The 16,645-nt window shown below is 39.6% G+C and carries 14 protein-coding genes; all 14 read right to left on the bottom strand.

Annotated features, from left to right (window positions below; translation table 11 throughout):
• Nucleotides 1–191: 191 nt before the first annotated feature.
• Nucleotides 192–1,151 carry an ABC transporter permease gene (locus AC0KUU_RS03875; RefSeq protein ID WP_013084750.1) on the bottom strand — a complete coding sequence of 320 codons (960 nt, stop codon included), beginning with the start codon at nt 1,149–1,151 and terminating at the stop codon, nt 192–194.
• Entirely contained in the window at nt 1,148–2,209 is a 1,062-nt protein-coding gene (locus tag AC0KUU_RS03870) for an ABC transporter permease (protein WP_014458483.1), read from the bottom strand. Before AC0KUU_RS03870 ends, AC0KUU_RS03875 begins: the two co-directional genes overlap by 4 nt.
• On the bottom strand, nt 2,206–3,735 hold the full coding sequence (locus AC0KUU_RS03865) for an ABC transporter ATP-binding protein (RefSeq protein ID WP_043976534.1): 1,530 nt from the start codon (nt 3,733–3,735) through the stop codon (nt 2,206–2,208). Before AC0KUU_RS03865 ends, AC0KUU_RS03870 begins: the two co-directional genes overlap by 4 nt.
• Before the next feature lie 119 nt (nt 3,736–3,854).
• The gene (locus AC0KUU_RS03860; protein ID WP_013058816.1) at nt 3,855–4,943 is read right to left on the bottom strand and encodes a BMP family lipoprotein; all 1,089 of its coding nucleotides are present in this window, start codon (nt 4,941–4,943) and stop codon (nt 3,855–3,857) included.
• Between the two features lie 133 nt (nt 4,944–5,076).
• Nucleotides 5,077–5,802 (bottom strand): GntR family transcriptional regulator, encoded by a 726-nt coding sequence (locus AC0KUU_RS03855; RefSeq protein ID WP_028411389.1) that lies wholly within the window; start codon nt 5,800–5,802, stop codon nt 5,077–5,079.
• Between the two features lie 357 nt (nt 5,803–6,159).
• Nucleotides 6,160–8,517 carry an FtsK/SpoIIIE family DNA translocase gene (locus AC0KUU_RS03850; protein ID WP_043976532.1) on the bottom strand — a complete coding sequence of 786 codons (2,358 nt, stop codon included), beginning with the start codon at nt 8,515–8,517 and terminating at the stop codon, nt 6,160–6,162.
• A 138-nt stretch (nt 8,518–8,655) separates the two neighbouring features.
• Nucleotides 8,656–8,865 (bottom strand): YlzJ-like family protein, encoded by a 210-nt coding sequence (locus AC0KUU_RS03845; RefSeq protein WP_043976531.1) that lies wholly within the window; start codon nt 8,863–8,865, stop codon nt 8,656–8,658.
• Nucleotides 8,862–9,614, bottom strand: a complete 753-nt coding sequence (locus tag AC0KUU_RS03840; RefSeq protein ID WP_013058820.1) for a ClpP family protease — start codon at nt 9,612–9,614, stop codon at nt 8,862–8,864. The genes AC0KUU_RS03845 and AC0KUU_RS03840 overlap by 4 nt, the downstream gene beginning before the upstream one ends.
• A 105-nt stretch (nt 9,615–9,719) precedes the next feature.
• The gene (locus AC0KUU_RS03835) at nt 9,720–11,387 is read right to left on the bottom strand and encodes a ribonuclease J (RefSeq protein WP_322552395.1); all 1,668 of its coding nucleotides are present in this window, start codon (nt 11,385–11,387) and stop codon (nt 9,720–9,722) included.
• 194 nt (nt 11,388–11,581) lie between these two features.
• Entirely contained in the window at nt 11,582–12,454 is an 873-nt protein-coding gene (gene dapA, locus AC0KUU_RS03830; RefSeq protein ID WP_043976529.1) for a 4-hydroxy-tetrahydrodipicolinate synthase, read from the bottom strand.
• 75 nt (nt 12,455–12,529) lie between these two features.
• Entirely contained in the window at nt 12,530–13,762 is a 1,233-nt protein-coding gene (dapG, locus tag AC0KUU_RS03825; protein WP_013084757.1) for an aspartate kinase, read from the bottom strand.
• A 39-nt stretch (nt 13,763–13,801) separates the two neighbouring features.
• Entirely contained in the window at nt 13,802–14,845 is a 1,044-nt protein-coding gene (asd, locus tag AC0KUU_RS03820; RefSeq protein ID WP_013058824.1) for an aspartate-semialdehyde dehydrogenase, read from the bottom strand.
• A 191-nt stretch (nt 14,846–15,036) separates the two neighbouring features.
• A complete protein-coding gene (locus tag AC0KUU_RS03815) occupies nt 15,037–15,642 on the bottom strand; it encodes a dipicolinate synthase subunit B (protein ID WP_322552396.1) in 606 nt (201 codons plus the stop codon).
• Nucleotides 15,642–16,541, bottom strand: a complete 900-nt coding sequence (gene dpaA, locus AC0KUU_RS03810; protein ID WP_013058826.1) for a dipicolinic acid synthetase subunit A — start codon at nt 16,539–16,541, stop codon at nt 15,642–15,644. Before dpaA ends, AC0KUU_RS03815 begins: the two co-directional genes overlap by 1 nt.
• Nucleotides 16,542–16,645 lie beyond the last annotated feature (104 nt).

Raw genomic sequence — 16,645 nt, 5'->3', positions numbered from 1 at the left:
AATTTTAGTCTTATAACCACTATATCGAATTCAAGGAAACATTTTCAAGTAACTTGCCGCGCGCTTCCTCATTTCTTTTCATATTCTTTCTCTCAATGAAAAAAAGGCGGAGAAAAGAATATGATTTCTTTGTCTCCACCTTCTATATTTATCCAACTTTAGTCATTGTTAGACCTCGTATAGAGGATTTATTAGCGGCGGCCTTTTTCATAAGGAACGCCTAGCGCTTTAGGAGCCTCAGCACGTCCTACAAAACCAGTGAGTGCTAAAATTGTTAATACGTACGGTGCAATGGTTAAAAGGACGGATGGAATATCTTGAATAACCGGAATCTGAGCTCCCGTGATACTCAAGGACTGTGCTAATCCGAAAAACATGGCTGCACCTAAAGCACCAATAGGATGCCATTTTCCAAAAATCATAGCTGCAATAGCAAGGAACCCTTGTCCAGCAATCGTTCCCGCTGCAAAGTTTGTAGCGATAGACGTAGCATACACCGCTCCGCCGATTCCAGCGAACATGCCGGAAATCATAACGCCAACGTAACGCATTCTCACAACTTTGATCCCCATCGTGTCTGCTGCCATTGGATGTTCACCAACTGAACGAAGACGAAGACCAAACGGCGTTTTATAAATGATGTACCATACAGCAAAAGCTAGCGCAATTGCAATATAAGACGTAATAGGAACATTCGAAAACAGAATTTTGCCGATTACTGGAATGTCTGATAGACCTGGAATACTTACTTTATCGATACGGAATTGGATAAAATCTGTTTGTCCTTTTCCAAAAATCTTTTTGATTAAAAAGATTGAAAGACCCGCAGCTAGAAAATTCAGCGCTACCCCACTTACAGTTTGATCTGCTTTTAATGTAATACTTGCAACAGCATGAATCAGCGAAAACACAGCGCAAACAACAGCCGCAATTACTATCGCTACCCACGGGGCCCAAGCACCTAATGAATCCTGAAGTAAAAGGGTTGAAACAATACCTGTGAACGCGCCAAACATCATCAGCCCTTCTAACCCGATGTTCACGACCCCGGAACGTTCACTAAATATCCCTCCGAGCGCAGTAAAGATAAGCGGTGCAGCTGAATAAAGCGCCGCTGGAATAATAATGGCTAACACCTCTAAGAAGTTCATTTTGCTCCCCCCTTGCCTGCACGGCCAAGCACCCAGCGAATTAAATAACTAGATGCAACAAAAAAGATAATAAGTGCAATGACAATTTGAATTAATTCAGACGGTACCCCTGTCATAAAGTTCATTTGAGGAGCCGCCGTTTGCAATCCTCCGAAAAAGAATGAAGCTAATAAAATTCCAATTGCGCTGTTAGCTCCTAACAGGGCTACGGCGATACCGTCAAACCCCGTACCCGTAAATGCAGTGAATGTGCCCATATACTGAAATGTTCCAAGCCCTTCCATTGCCCCGGCAAGCCCGGCAAAAGCCCCTGAAATCGCCATGGATAACACAATGTTTCGGCCTACATTCATTCCTGCATACTGTGAAGCATGTTGATTAAAACCAACAGCTCTTAGCTCGAAGCCCTTAGCTGTTTTATTCAAAATAAACCACATTACGACGGCTGCAGCGATGGTAATAAGAATGCCGTAATGAAGGCGGGAGTTATTGGTTAACTGCGCTAAAAAGCTTGATGCTAAAGATGCCGATTCTTTAATATCATACGATTTTTCATTACCCGCATATAAATACGTACGGATTAAGCTGCTCGTTGTATAAAGGGCAATATAATTCATCATTATGGAAACAATTACTTCATGAACATGAAATTTTGCCTTTAAAAACCCTGGAATAAACGCCCAAACTGCTCCAGCTGCAGCTGCTGCTAATACAGCTAAAGGAATATGAATAACCGCTGGTAAATCAAACGCATACCCAACCCATACTGAAGCCAACCAGCCAACTAAAAGCTGTCCTTCTACTCCAATGTTAAAGAGACCGGTTTTATAAGCAAACGCAACCGCGATACCAGCCAGAGCAAGAGGAGTCATGGCACGAATCGTTTCTCCAATGGCTTTTGGCGTTCCAAACATCCCGTCAAAAAGAGATTGATAGCCAAGCATTGGATCATAGCCGCCTAGCAACATAATAACCGCTCCGGCAATGAGTCCTAATATGGCCGATACAACAGGGATCAAAATCATCATTACACGTTCATTTTTCACAAGTTTATTCATGCTGTTCCACCCGCTTTCTCACGCGTACCGCCTGCCATTAATAAGCCTAACTCTTGTTCATTCGTTTCTTTTGGATCTACAATGTCGACTATTTTTCCTTCATAAATAACCGCAATGCGATCGCTTAAATTTATTACTTCATCGAGTTCTAGCGAAACGAGCAACACTGCTCGTCCTTTATCTCGTTCTTCAATCAGCTTTTTATGAATAAATTCAATGGCTCCTACGTCGAGCCCCCTCGTTGGCTGAGCTGCAATTAATAGTTCCGGACTGCGGTCTACTTCACGGGCAATAATGGCTTTTTGCTGATTCCCCCCCGATAGCGATCGCGCTTGTGTATATTCACTAGGCGTTCGCACATCATATTCTGCAATTAGTTCTTTTGCCTTTTTATACATCTCTTTATAATTTAAAATACCTGATTTAGACATCGGCTTTTGATAATACGTTTGAAGACCAATATTTTCACCTATTGTATAATCTAATACCAGTCCGTGCTTATGACGATCCTGCGGAATATGTCCTATTCCTGACTCCGTAATTTTACGAGTGGATAACGTAGACAATTCTTGATTTTTTAATGTGATCGAGCCCGACTTTATTTTTCTCAGACCCGTAATTGCCTCAATCAGCTCTGTTTGACCATTACCATCTACACCCGCGATGCCTACAATTTCGCCTGCCCGAACGCTTAGATTAAGTGAACTTACAGCCTCTACTCCTCTGCTGTCTTCTACTACTAATTCTTTTATTGTTAACACAGCTTCTTTTGGAGTCGCTGTTTTCTTTTCAGTTTTAAAATGCACTTCTCTTCCTACCATTAAAGCAGCAAGTTCATCAGGGTTGGTCTCTTGCACATTTACCGTGCCAACCCCGACGCCTTTTCGGATAATTGTACAGCGGTCACACACTGACATAATTTCTTTTAATTTATGCGTAATTAAAATAATCGACTTTCCTTCTTGAATTAACTTTTTCATAATTTGAATTAATTCCGTAATTTCCTGAGGTGTTAAGGCGGCAGTAGGTTCATCAAAAATAAGAATGTCAGCTCCTCTGTAAAGCGTCTTTAAAATTTCCACTCGCTGCTGCATGCCAACTGAGATATCTTGAATCTTCGCATATGGATCTACCGATAATCCATATTGATTTGAAAGCTCTTGAATATCTTGAGCTGCTTTTTTAATATTAATTTTGCCCGTTCGCGTCGGTTCGTTTCCAAGAATAATATTTTCTGTTACTGTAAAGTTTTGAACGAGCATAAAATGCTGATGAACCATCCCAATTCCTAAGTCATTCGCTACGTTAGGATCCGTGATTTTGACTTCTTGGCCGTTTACACGAATCTGCCCTTTTTCAGGCTGATAAAGTCCAAATAAAACGTTCATCAGCGTTGACTTACCCGCACCATTTTCTCCTAACAGAGCATGAATTTCTCCCTTTTTCACTTGGAGTGTAATATTGTCATTAGCGACAATACCAGGAAACTCTTTGCGAATATCTAGCATTTCAATAACATATTCCACTGCTTTCACTCCCTATTCCTGCCTGCTACAGGATTCTGTCTTCCGTTTTTTGGCTATAAAAAAGGCTAGTTTTCACTAGCCTTTTATACTCATATAATCATTGCTTAACAGACGTCAGCTTATTTTTTAAGCGTTTTTTCAAACTCTTTAAATTCTTTATCCGTTTGAGGCACTGTAATGTCACCGTCTAGAATTTTTTGCTTATACTCATCAACTGCTTTTAACGCATCTTTGCTTACATTATCTTGTGATGGAGCGATTCCTACTCCGTCTTCTTTTAAGCCAAACACAACTTCTTTACCACCTGGGAATTTGTCGTCCATTGCTTTTTTAGCAACATCTTCTACAGCCAAGTCAACGCGTTTAACCATCGAAGTTAACGTTACGTTTTCAGGCATACCTTCTTCATGCTGATCGCGGTCAACTCCAATTACCCAAACTTTTTTGTCTTTCCCGCCTTTTGAACGGTTTTTAGCTTCTGTAAATACGCCGTTTCCAGTACCGCCAGCCGCTTGATAAATAATATCAGCGCCTTTGCTGTAAATCGTAGAAGCAATAGCCGAACCTTTTTCTGGAGAGTTAAAACTTTCTGCGTATTGAGAGATAACTTCAGCATCTGGGTTTACAGATTTAACACCTGCTTTAAATCCGTTTTCAAACTTCTTGATTAATGGAGATTCAACGCCTCCGATAAAGCCGATTTTGTTCGTTTTTGTTTGTTTAGCTGCCACTACCCCTACTAAGAAGGAGCCTTGCTCTTCTTTAAATAGAATGCTTGCCACGTTATCTAAGTTCTCTGACTTTAGCGTATCGTCTACTAATGCAAAGTTAGCATCAGGATACTGCTTTGCTGCTTTTTTAATATCTTCTTTTAATAAAAAGCCAATTCCATACGTCAAGTTATAGCCACTCTCAGCAAATTTAGAAAGATTGCTCTCGTATTCAGATGCTTTTGTAGACTGCAAATACTTATATCCAGTTCCTTCATCAAGTCCGTTATCTTTCCCGAACTTTGTCAGACCTTCCCAAGCAGATTGGTTAAACGATTTATCATCTACCCCGCCCGTATCTGTTACCATTCCCACTTTAAAATCCGCCGCTTTTTTATCTCCGCCGCTTTTACCTGCGTCGTCTGAGCCACACGCGCTTAAAAGTGTTCCTGCCGCTAATACTAGTGATAATGCAAGTCCCGTTTTACGTTTTAACATGTTTTAACCCCCTGAATAGTTTTAAAAGTATAAAGCCAATTTTCTATTTCGTCCTTGTGACCTACATTTGACACCTCCTTAAAAGGACAATGTTAAACAGTTGTAAATTTTCTGACATTTAAACACAAAAAAACTAGACGCGTTTACGCAGTACTTGGAAACTAAATTGATCTGCTTTGAAATAATTGATGGAATATAAAATGGGTTCATCATACTGGTCATAATGCATTTGTTTCAGTACAAGCAAAGCGGTTTCTGGTTCGCATTGTAAAATAGGAGAAACTTTTTCATGATAGCCTAGAGGCTCAATGTTTGCCACGGCGTAAGAAATGTGCTTTCCTGCTTGTTTTTCAAGAATTTCTAGCAAAGACTCTTGTTTATATTCAAAATTTTCAGGCAATATTTTTTGAGGAACCTTGTCCATGCAATATACAACCGGCTCTCCGTTTGCCGTTCTCACCCGTTCAACAAATAAAATCTGTTCATCTTCCCCGCAAGCAAAACGTGTTAAATCATTTTCAGACAACTCTTGTATTTGAGAAGATAAGAAGATTGTTCCAGCCTTCATACCGGCTTGTTCAATCATATGTGTTATACTATTTAATTGCTCAATCCCTGACAAAAAAGTAGGCTTCGTGTTGACAAATGTTCCCACACCGTGTCTGCGAACAATAATATTCTCTTCTTCTAATATGCGAAGTGCCTCACGTAGCGTTGCGCGGCTAACCCCTAGCTGCTTTGATAAATCAAACTCTGAAGGGAGTCTTTCCTTTTCTTTAAAAATTCCTTTTTCTATATTTTGTTTAATTTTATCAATCACTTGTAAATACAAGTGCCGATTATCCGCACGTATAGACATCACTCTTCCTCCATATTAAAAAGTCATCAGACCTCTGATGTTCGACTACTTAATCGAAAATAATATATCATTTTTCGACAGATAAATAAATAGGTTATATTAATTTTTTATTAAAATTTTTATTATTTTTTTAAAAAAATGAATTTTTGTTATTTTTTAATGTCAGCATACCTAACAACCTGCTTTTCTTCTAATATTAGATAAAAACCAAACATTTTAGTCATTAAATTTTTTAATATTCGTTTTTATTTCATTTATTTAGCATGACATATTTTTGTATGATACTATTCTTCCTCTCTTTCGTTTCATAAAAAAGATGACTTGCACATATGCAAGTCATCTTTTTTATGAAACTTATTAAGATCCAACATCCTCATTTTGCTGAGAAATCAGCACGGAACGCGGCTTACTTCCTTCATAAGGCCCCACCACTCCACGCTCTTCCATTGCATCGATCAAGCGTGCAGCCCGATTATAGCCAATTCGAAAGCGTCGCTGCAGCATAGAAACAGAAGCTGTTTGCATTTCTGCTACAAGCTGTACCGCTTCATCATATAACTCATCTGCAAAATCATCAACTTGTTCAGGAGCATCGGTTGGAATCATTTCTTCTTGATACTGCGCTTTTTGCTGTGCAATTACAAAATCAACAATTTCTTCTACTTCTTCATCTGATAAAAAGGCACCTTGCACACGCACAGGTTTTGAAGCTCCAACAGGCATGAACAGCATATCTCCTCTTCCTAGAAGCTTTTCAGCTCCTCCCATATCTAAGATCGTACGAGAGTCAGTTTGTGAAGATACACTAAAAGCGATTCGGGAAGGAATGTTAGCTTTAATAACTCCCGTAATAACATCTACTGATGGTCGCTGTGTAGCAATAATTAAATGAATGCCGGCAGCACGAGCCATTTGAGCAAGACGTGTGATCGAATCTTCGACGTCAGACGAAGCAACCATCATCAAGTCAGCCAACTCATCGACAATCACCACAATATAAGGAAGAGTCGGCTGTTTTGCATCGGCGTCTCCATCGTCATTCATACGTTTTACTAAATCGTTATATCCTTCAATGTTTCTCGTTCCGCTGTGTGAAAACAGCTCATAACGTCGCTCCATTTCATTTACAACTTTCTTTAAGGCTTGAGAAGCTTTTTTCGGATCCGTTACAACAGGAGCCAATAAATGTGGAATACCATTGTACATATTGAGCTCAACCATTTTAGGGTCAATCATCATTAATTTTACTTCATGAGGCTTTGTCCTCATTAAAATACTAATAATAATACCGTTGATACACACACTTTTTCCGCTTCCTGTTGCCCCTGCTACAAGCATATGAGGCATTTTATTAAGCTCTGCTAGCACAGCTTCGCCTGAAATATCTCTTCCTAAACCAACTAATAGCTTTTTATCCGGTCGGTTATTTTCAGTTGCTTCAAGTACTTCTCTAAGTGAAACCATCGCTACTTCTTCGTTCGGCACTTCAATTCCTACCGCTGATTTCCCGGGAATTGGAGCTTCAATCCGAATATCTTTGGCAGCTAATGCAAGTGCTAGATCATCACTTAAATTGACAATCTTACTTACTTTTACTCCTACATCAGGATATACTTCATATTTTGTAACAGCTGGTCCAAGGTGAACTTTTGCCACTTTTGCTTTTACGCCGAAACTTTGAAACGTTTTTTCAAGTTTTTCGGCATTTTTATAAATGTTTTTATGCTCTTTTGCCTGGTTGCTTTTCTTTGGCATCGTTAATAGCTTGATAGGAGGAAGCTCATACTCTTTATTTTCCGTTTCAGTAAATGTAATCATAGGAGCTTTTTCTTCTTCCTTTTCCTTTTGTGGCCTTGGCTGTTGCGGTGCAGCAGCTACAGGCTTCGATTCCATAACCGGCGGCACCGGAGCTATAGGAGCAGCAGGAGGTTGACTAGACTCTTCCTCTCCGTAGTCAAAGTGTTCAATAATTGGAGGCGAAGGTGCTTCTACTTCTATGTCCATGCTTTCTTCAGGTTCTTGAACAGCTTTTTCTTGGCGTCTCTTTTTTGTTGTTTTAGGGGCTTTTTTCTTTTTATGTTTCCACGTCTGAATATCTTGCCAGCCTTCTTTTAACTCCGTTGTTAAAAAATTCACTAGAGGTGACAAAAGTTTTAATACCGTTTCGTGAAGCGAACGTCCGGTAATAAGCAGTACCCCAATCACAATAAGCAAGGCAGCGATAAGTTCTGTTCCTAAGCTATCAAATAGATAGTAGAACATGGCAAACATAATAGCTCCTATCATCCCTCCGCCTAAATCGCTGTGATTTGATTGACCCGTTGCTTCGAGCATATACAAATCCCACGTGTTCATAATGACAGACGGATCTGTAAACGTTCCATTTTTTGATAAATTTTCAAATAACGTAACATGACTAAACAGTAAAATAGATAAAATAATGAGATATGTACCGATAAGCTGCCGCGTCACTAAAGGAGGCATTTCCCTTTTCCAAATAATATAAACAGATAGAATAGCCATTCCGATTAAACACAGCATATACCATTCGCCAATAAATAAGCGGACCACTAGTACAAGGGCCTGTCCTACAGCACCAAGTCCTGCCATGGCAATTAACGTTAATGCTAATAAAAGTAAGCCAATAAGCTCAAAGCGCAATATGCGTTTCCATTCATCCTTTTTTATTTGACCTCTTCGTTTTTTCTTTGCCATTTTTCCACTCCAATCAACGTCCAACACTCTATGTTGATTTTGTTTCTTTTATCAGTTGAATAAAAAAGCAGCCAATACAGCGGCTGCCTTCTTCGTCATATTCATTATACCATATTCACCATAATTATACTGAAATCCTTACGACAAAATTTGACCAGGATAATAATTTTCATTCAAATAATCTTGAGGATTCGTGCTTAAAATCCTCACAATTTGCTGCTGCTTTTGTTCATTTTCTTCAACAATAACCGGGATTCCATTATGGTTAATAAGCTTTGGCTGAGATTGTTCTTGTTGATAAGACTGCTGAAAGATTAGTTCTTGCGGCATCATTGTATACAAAATCATTGCAGCAGCTGCTCCTCATTCTGACGTCCTTGCTCAATCAGTTCATTCAACTTTTTGATCGCTTGAGCAACTCCGCCTACTTCGTTAATTAACCCGTATGAAACAGCATCTCCACCAACTACATTTGTCCCGATATCACGCGTTAAATTCCCTTTTGAAAACATAAGTTCTTTAAACTTTTCTTCTGAAATATGAGAGTGTTCTCTCACAAAGTTAATCACGCGCTCTTGCATTTTATCTAAGTATTCAAATGTTTGCGGTACACCAATAACAAGACCTGTTAAGCGAATAGGGTGAATGGTCATGGTCGCTGTACCGGCAATATACGAATAATCAGTTGAAACCGCAATTGGAACACCGATTGAATGTCCGCCTCCTAACACAATCGACACAGAAGGCTTGGATAACGAAGCAATCATTTCAGCAATTGCAAGACCCGCTTCTACATCTCCACCTACTGTATTCAAAATAATAAGCAATCCTTCAATTTTTGGATTTTGTTCGATCGCCACAATTTGCGGGATGACATGCTCATATTTTGTCGTTTTGTTTTGAGGAGGCAGCTGCATGTGCCCTTCGATTTGTCCTACAATCGTTAAACAGTGAATATTAGAATCCTGAGGAAGCTGAGCCACGTTGGTCTGTCCTAGTTGTTGAATTTTATCTAATATTCCGCCCTTGCTTTCTTCATTTTTATTAGGCTGCTGAGGCGCTTCATCAGAATGTAATCTTTCGTTATTTTCAAACATATTCTAGCTCCTTTCACTTATTGATAGTAGTAGTATGAACTTCTCATAGTTATTACATCCGCATCAGCTGCAAATAAAAAGCCTTCCCAGCGGGAAGGCTTCACATTAGATTTCCATGATAATCGGTAAAATCATCGGTTTACGACGGGTTTTTTCATATAAAAATTGATTTAAACTTTCTCTCATTTTTAATTTTAATGAAGACCACTCGATCACTTTGTCTTCCATACACTTTTCTAAAATTAGCTGAACAATCTTCGTTGCTTCTTCTAAAAGCTTTTCTGATTCTCTTACATAGACGAATCCGCGCGAGATGATTTCTGGCCCCGCTACTACCGTTTTTTGGCGTTTATTAATCGTAACTACTACCGTTAAGATTCCGTCCTGTGACAGCAGCCTGCGGTCTCTCAGAACGATATTTCCAATATCACCGACGCCTAGTCCATCAATGAGCGTATTTCCTGCTTGAATAGAACCGCTAGGGTACATGCGAGCATCTTTAAACTCAACTCGCTCACCTTTTTCAAGCAAACAAATATGATCTTCTGATATTCCTAATTGACCGGCCAGCTTTGCATAAGCTTTTTGTTTTCGATACTCTCCATTCACAGGCATGACATATTTCGGCTTTGTTAAGTTAATCATAAATTTTAATTCTTCTTGACTGCCGTGTCCGGAAGCCTGCACTTTCTTCTGAGCAAACACTACGCTTGCTCCTAAACGAAAGATGACGTCAATTGTTTTTGAAAAGGTCGTTTCGTGCCCCGCCACAGGTGTAGCAGCCAGCAGGACCGTGTCATCTTGTTTGATTTGAATAAATTTATGGGACTGTTTAGCCATTCGAGTAAGACCTAAAATCGGCTCTCCGTGATGACCTGTTGTTAAAATAACCGTTTCATGTTCTGGAAGATCTTTTAGCTTTTGCACAGGAACAATTAAATCCTCAGGCAGCTGCAAATGTCCAAGTTTTGCTGCAATATCAATGATTTTCAGCATATTTTTTTCCATAACGATCAGGTTACGGCCGTGCTGATATGCGGCATGAATGATTTGCTGAATACGGTGCAGATTGGAACTGTATGCAGCAACAATGATTCGACCTTTGCTTTTATAAAAAGCGTCGGTAATATTTTGTCCAATGACGGCTTCGGAAACTGTATAGCCCGGCTTATCCGCATTTGTACTGTCTGAAAGCAAACACAGGACGCCTTGTTCCCCAATGGCAGCCATTTTTCCAATATCAGCGCTTTGAATGCTGACTGAATTTTGATCAAATTTAAAATCACCTGTATATACAATCGCACCTTGATTTGTTTGTAAACAAATACCGACTGAATCTTGGATGCTGTGCTGCGTTCTGAAAAATGAAATATCTACTCCTTCAAACGATAAAACCGTTGACGAAGTGATAGGATGTAAAGCTTCATATTTTTTAATTCCATATTCTTTTAACTTTTCTTTGATAAGTGCTAGCGTTAATTCTGTACCATATACAGGCACATCCAATTTTTGAAGTATAAAGGGAATAGCGCCAATTTGTTCTTCGTGTCCATGAGTAACAAATATGCCTTTTACGTTCTGCTGATTTTCTACTAAATATGTAATGTCCGGAATGACAATATCAATTCCTAACATTTCCCCTCCCGGAAACTTTGATCCTGCATCTAACACATATATGTTTTCATTGATTTCCACCACATACATGTTTTTTCCAAGTTCTCCGACTCCACCCAAGGCTGAAATTTTAATATTTTCTGTCTTTTCTAGTACCATAAGCTCCTCCTACTTACTTTCACCCGTACAATTTCATTTGCTTACATTATAACTGAAGTAAGAATTGGAATACAAGAAATTTCATTCGTCTATTTCCGTCATCTGCTCTTCTATTATCTTATAAGAAAAAAACGTCTCTTCATCGACTCGTATATACGGTCAATGAAGAGACGTTTAAAAAACATACTTATAGCTTATAGCGTATTTAATGTGCTGACTAACGTTTGGCGTTCTTCTTCCGTTAACGGAACTAAAGGTAATCGTACCGATCCTACGTCTAACCCTTTCAACTGTAAAGCCGTTTTAACAGGTGTTGGACTTGGAGCTGCAAAAAGAGATTTCATAACAGGTACAATACGCTGATGAATTTTTGCTGCTTCCTTCGGATTTCCTGACTCATACAGCTTAACCATCTCTTGCATTTCATTCCCAATAATGTGAGAGGCAACAGAAATAATACCAGTTCCTCCAATTGCTAGTACCGGTAGTGTTAAACCATCATCACCGCTGTATAAAGCAAAATCATTGCTTGTTTGTGCGATAATAGCTGTCATTGCGTCAAGATCTCCGCTTGCATCTTTTAACGCTACAACATTTGGCAGTTCAGCTAGGCGCACAATTGTATCAACAGACATATTGATCACGGATCGCCCCGGAATATTGTATAACATGACAGGCAGCTCTGTACTTTCAGCAATTGTTTTAAAGTGCTGATATAAGCCTTCCTGATTCGGCTTGTTGTAATAAGGTGCTACAATCATAATCGCATCTACGCCGATTTCTTCTGCCTTTTTCGTTAATTCAATTGATGCATACGTATTGTTGCTTCCTGTACCAGCCACAACAGGTACACGGCCGTCTACTACCTTTACTGAGTGGCGGAACAGCGCCAGCTTTTCTTCTGTTGAAAGCGTAGGGGATTCACCCGTTGTTCCTGCAATAACCAACGCATCCGAACCGTTGCTGATTAAATAGTTAATAAGCTGCGTTGTTTTTTCAAAATCAATATTTCCTTTATGATCAAAAGGCGTTACCATCGCTGTTGCGACTTTCCCAAAATCAATCATGTTTTCACTCCTTGAAATTGCATTATCCCTATTCATGTAATGAACCGTTAGCTTATAGCTAACGGAACATGTAGTTTATCTCTTTTGCGGTGCTTTTGACAAGTCAAAGGCACCATGAAGAGCATTAACGGCTTTCTTTAAATCCTCTTCTTTTACAAGCACCCAAATCGTCGTATGGCTGTCAGCAGATTGTAAAATCTGAATACCTTCGCCAGAAAGGGCTGTAACAATTTTAGAGGTAACACCAGGCACCCCTGCAATTCCTGCTCCAACCGTTGACACTTTGGCACAGTTACGAATAACAGCCGGCTCATACCCTAGCGCATGAAGCACATCAATCGCTTTGTCAGTTGCTTCATCTGTTACCGTATATACAACACCCTTCGGTGAAATATTAATAAAATCTACGCTGATTTTTTCTTGTGCCATTGCTTTGAATACTTCTGCTTGCGTATCATAATGGCCTTCTTTACTAAAAACTTTAATTTGAGTGACGTTGGATACGTGCGCGATGCCTGTTACAAGGCGTTCTTGCACATCGCTGCCACGCTGCTGTGCTTCACCTTGAGATGTAACAAGCGTACCTGTTGAATCAGCATACGTGGAACGGACGCGCATCGGCACTTTGGCTTGCATGGCAATCTCTACGGCACGTGGGTGAACTACTTTTGCACCTTGATAAGCCATGTTGCATATTTCGTTATATGTGACAACGGATAGCGGTCTTGCATCTTCTACAATACGCGGGTCCGCTGTCATCACACCTTCTACATCTGTGAAAATGTCAATGTAATCAGCCATAAGGGCTGCACCTAAAGCTGAAGCAGATGTATCGCTGCCTCCGCGTCCAAGCGTTGTTGTATCACCTTCAGTAGTTGCCCCTTGAAAGCCTGTTACAACAACTACATCGTATTCTTCTAATTCTTTTAACAAACGGTCGCATTTCATTTCTAGTATCTTAGCATTGGTAAAATCATCATTCGTCACAAACCCGGCCTGTGCACCGTTTAACGCTGTAGCTTTAATACCATTTTCGTTTAATAAATTCGTAAACACTACCGATGAAATTAATTCTCCGCATGCCATAAGCATATCAAGCTCACGTTTATTAAGAGACGCTTTATTTCCATCAACAAGTGAAAGCAATGTATCCGTTGCATACGGCTCACCTTTTCGTCCCATTGCCGATACAACAACGACTACTTTGTAACCCTCACTTAATGCATTATTTAAATGATAGATTGCTCTCGCTCTTCCTTCTTCGTTACGAACGGAAGTTCCTCCAAATTTTTGGACGATTATTTTCATACTTACACCTCATCATGTTCCGAGACACTCTGGTTGCGCTTATTTTACTAAGCTAAGCTTAATAAGTGATTCTGCAATTTGTACAGAATTCCAAGCTGCACCTTTTAACAAGTTATCAGAAACGATCCACATATGGAAACCGTTATCGCGATCTAAATCTTTACGAATACGGCCGACAAACACATCTCGTTTACCTACACAATCTGCTGGCATTGGATATACTTGATTTTCTGGATCATCTTGCAATACGATACCAGGTGCATCAGCCAATAAATTTTTCACATCAGCTACCGTTACACCGTCTTTTTCAATTTCAATGTACACTGACTCTGAATGACCTGTTACAACCGGTAGACGAACACAAGTAGCAGCTACTGGCAATTCAGGCATGCTCATAATTTTCTTCGTTTCATTAATCATTTTCATTTCTTCAAATGTAAAACCGTTATCTTGAAATTTATCAATTTGCGGAATGGCATTAAAAGCAATTTGATAATGTTTTTTATCTCCACCAACCGGTAAAATTTCCGGTGTAAACTCTTTTTCTTCTAAAATAGCTTTGGCTTGTTCTTTTAATTCATTAATTGCAGCAGCGCCTGCTCCAGAAACGGCTTGATACGTTGATACTAGCACTTTAGATAAGCCGTATGTTTCGCGTAATGGCTGTAATGCTGCAACCATTTGAATTGTAGAGCAGTTTGGATTAGCAATGATTCCGTTATGTGCGTGTAATGCGTCTTCATTCACTTCCGGCACAACTAACGGGACATTTTCATCCATTCGATAAGCGCTTGTGTTGTCTACAACGATTGCTCCGCGTTTTACTGCCTCTGGTGCAAGTGCTTTTGAAATGCTCCCGCCTGCACTGAATAAAGCAATATCTACGCCTTCAAAGCTATCAGGAGTTGCTTCTTGCACAACAACTTCTTCTCCGTTAAACAACACTTTTTTACCAGCTGAACGAGCTGAAGATAATAACGTTAATTTACCAACTGGAAAATTACGCTCCTGTAGGGTTTTAATCATTTGTTGTCCTACTGCACCTGTTGCTCCTACTACTGCTACATGTAATTCTCTTGTCATTTTAATACCGCCTCCAACAATTTTCAACTACTCAACATTTATCTGCATATACTGACTATTTTAACATATTATTATGCTTCATTGCGTCAAAGAAGAGAAGATTTTTAAAATCTTCTCTTCTTTGAAATTGAGAGTTCTCTTACAGCCGCAGTATTGAATAGATTCATGCAACAGCAAGAGGCATATATGTCCTATGACTCTTGACCGTCGCGGAACCTTTCGACAATAACAGGCTGAATCTGTTTATCTTCAAGCGCTGCGTACACCGTGTCTGATAACATCGTCATACGCGCTACCATTGAATTCGGCTTAAACACCGGGTCATCTTGACCAAATGGAATAAAATAAATATTTTTAGTCGCCATTAGCCTCATTAAGTTTACACCATTTAGCCCTAGTGCGTCATTAGTCGAAATTCCCAGTACCACCGGCTTATTATTACGAAGCGTTGCTTTAGCTGCCATGAGTACCGGAGATTCAGTCATTGCATTTGCAAACTTACTCATCGTATTCCCAGTGATTGGGGCAATCACCATACAATCAAGCGGAATTTTCGGTCCTAGAGGCTCTGCTTTTACAATTGTATTGATGACGGCGTGACCCGTTAATTCCTCAATTTTTTTCACCCAGTCTTCTCCATCTCCAAAACGAGTATTTGTGGATTGTACAGTGTAAGAAACGACCGGTAACACTTCTGCTCCCAAATTAACAAGCTTTTCAATTTCCGGCATAACCGCATCATACGTACAGTGAGATCCCGTCAAGCCGAATCCTATTCTTTTACCTTTTAATGACATTATTTTTTCTCCTCTCTCGCATCCGCAGCGTCTTTTAATAAATTCACTAATACATTAGCGACAATCTGACCTGCTGTTTTTGGAGCCACAATTCCTGGAAGACCAGGTGCTAAAATAGCTTTAATTCCTCGTTTTTCCGCATAGCGGAAATCGGTTCCTCCAGGCTTTGAAGCTAAATCAATAATGAGCGCATGGGTCGGGACATTAGATAATGTCTTAGCCGTTAAGATGGGGTATGGAATGGTGTTAATACATATATCACTATCAGCAATTTCTTTATCGAGTTCAGAAAGATAGAAAGGTTGCAAACCCATTTCAGCAATACGTGCTAAATGTTCAGATTTTCTAGCTCCTACTTTTACATTGGCACCGAGTGCAGCAAAGGACCTCGCCACGCTCATTCCTACTCTTCCTAAACCTAGAACAGAAATATTTGAACCGTGAATGGTAAAATCCGTATGTTGAATAACAAGCATGATGGTACCTTCAACAGTAGGAATAGAGTTATAAATTGCTACATCATCACGCTCAAATAGCTGAACGAGTTTACGGTTTGTCGTTTTGACTAATTCGTTTAAATACCCATTGCTAATACCAGAATAAATAATGCAGTGCTCAGGCGTTTTTTTAAGTATTTCTTCAGTCAGCACTACTTTTTCATTTGAAAAAATAGTATCTACTTGCCCTTCGTGATTTGTTCCAGGCACTGGAAGGATGATGGCGTCAACATCTGAAAAATCCAGCTCCTCTATCTGATATTTCGTCGCACCTGTAAAACCATGATCTAGCTGATCAAAACCAATAAGAGAGGTTTTTGCATCTAATTGAATTAATTTTCGAATGACTTCAAGCTGCCTAGCATCACCGCCAATTACAGCTATGTGCAAATCCGTTAACATGTTTCATTTTCACCTTCTTTAACATTAAATAGATGTATCTTTCGCTTAAACCATCGAGATGTAAAGTGCTATCATTACGCCCTAGAATGCCTATTGCTTTTCTT

It is taken from the genome of Priestia sp. ST2 (assembly GCF_055810735.1).
The sequence above is the reverse complement of the archived record's forward strand: the minus strand, read 5'-3'. Positions and strand labels throughout refer to the sequence as shown.